3 protein-coding genes are annotated in these 1380 nt (G+C 73.8%); 1 reads left to right on the top strand and 2 read right to left on the bottom strand.

Annotated elements, in window-relative coordinates:
- On the top strand, nt 1–362 hold a 362-nt coding region (locus BJF79_RS56540), incomplete at its 5' end, for a hypothetical protein (RefSeq protein ID WP_262403272.1).
- A gap of 116 nt (nt 363–478) precedes the next feature.
- Here BJF79_RS56540 and BJF79_RS39925 read toward each other — a convergent pair.
- Both BJF79_RS39925 and BJF79_RS39920 read right to left on the bottom strand, forming a co-directional pair.
- Nucleotides 479–937, bottom strand: coding sequence for a hypothetical protein (locus tag BJF79_RS39925; RefSeq protein ID WP_075905220.1), 459 nt, complete (start codon nt 935–937; stop codon nt 479–481).
- Nucleotides 938–1087: 150 nt separating this feature from the next.
- Nucleotides 1088–1380 (bottom strand): dihydrofolate reductase family protein (locus tag BJF79_RS39920; protein ID WP_187357126.1); only part of this gene is annotated, 293 nt, incomplete at its 5' end.

The raw sequence follows: 1380 nt of genomic DNA, 5'->3' as shown, positions 1-1380 counted from the left end.
CCGACCGTGCACGGCACGCCGCCGTCGCCGACACCGCCCAAGCGCAAGGACGCCTCACCGAACTGCAGGCCCGCGTCCGCCGCGCCGAGCAGACCGCCGACCAGGCCGCCGACCGCGCCGACCGCGCCACCGCGCGAGCCGACACCGCAACAGACACCGCCTCCCGGCTGCGCACCGCCCTCGCCCTGCCGATGGTCACCGACATCGGCGACTCGACCGGGGTACCGCTCACCGACGGCGCAGGCGCGGTCCTTGCCGACGACGGGATGCTCACCCTGCAACGCGTCGGCGACCGCCACAGCCCCGAGGCCGGCCTCGAACTGGCCCGCGCGATCACCGCCGTCGCCCACACCCTGCGGTAACCGTCCGAGCGGGAAGGACCCCCGCCGGGGAGGGCATTCTTCGCGGTGACGATCCGTTCCCGGCGCTGCGTGCGGGCAGGGGCGGGCTGCTTGACCTTGTCGCGACGTCAGCGTTTCTACCGGTCCCGCCGGCGCCAGACGAGGAGGTTCGTGATGCTCGCGTTGCCGTTCGACCGGCGCGATCCGCTGATGCCGCCCGCGGCGTACACCGGGCTGCCGCCGGTCGCGGAGGTGTCGGCGCCGGACCGACGGCGGGCGTGGCTGGTCACGTCGTTCGACGCGGTCACCCGAGTGCTGACGGACGCGCGGTTCGGGGTCACGCCGCCGGGCGCCCAGCGGCGCTCGACACGCTGTCGCAGGACGGCGAGGCGCACTCGCGGCTGCGGCGGCTCGGCGCACGGGCGTTCGCGCCGCGGGCGATCGAGGCGCTGCGGCCGCGGATCGAGCGGATCGCCGACGAGTGGGCGGCGGCGTTGCCGAGGGGTCCGCGCCAGCCGGGTGCCCTTGGCGGCGCCGCGCAGTACCTTGCCGAAGTATCTGTCGGCACCGGCGGGCGGAGCCGGTCGGGCGTGCATAGTCGGGATACCTGTTGGGCGGCCGGTTCGAGGATTCCTGGAGCACCGTGGCCGACCGTCCAGGTCGTGAACTCGACGGCGGTGCCCCCGACTGCCGGGGGTGCCCGGTGACTCCCGGCAGTCGGGGCAAGGCGTGCGACGGAACCCGGTTCAGGAGGCGGCGGGAGGGGCCGACTCTTCCTTGGGAGCGTCAGCGTTGGTGTAGACGAGATGCACGACGCCGGTGGCCTCGAAGGTCGTCGAGGACAGCAGCTTCAGGGGCACGGTCTGGCCATCGGTGAACAGCTTCGCCCCACGTCCGACGACGATCGGGTGCACCAGCAGGTGCAGCTCGTCGACCAGGCCCTGCTCCAGCATCCAGCGCACCAGCGTGGCGCTACCGGTGGTGCCGAGCCGGGTGTCCGCCTTGAGCGAGGTCAGCTTCGCCGCGACGTCGCCGGTGA

It is taken from the genome of Actinomadura sp. CNU-125 (assembly GCF_001942465.1).
In the GTDB taxonomy this organism is placed as follows: domain Bacteria; phylum Actinomycetota; class Actinomycetes; order Streptosporangiales; family Streptosporangiaceae; genus Spirillospora.
The sequence above is the reverse complement of the archived record's forward strand: the minus strand, read 5'-3'. Positions and strand labels throughout refer to the sequence as shown.

Excerpts from the sequence above, each read along its gene's own strand:
- BJF79_RS39925 (WP_075905220.1), bottom strand. The coding sequence starts at position 937 with ATGCACGCCCGACCGGCTCCGCCCGCCGGTGCCGACAGATACTTCGGC.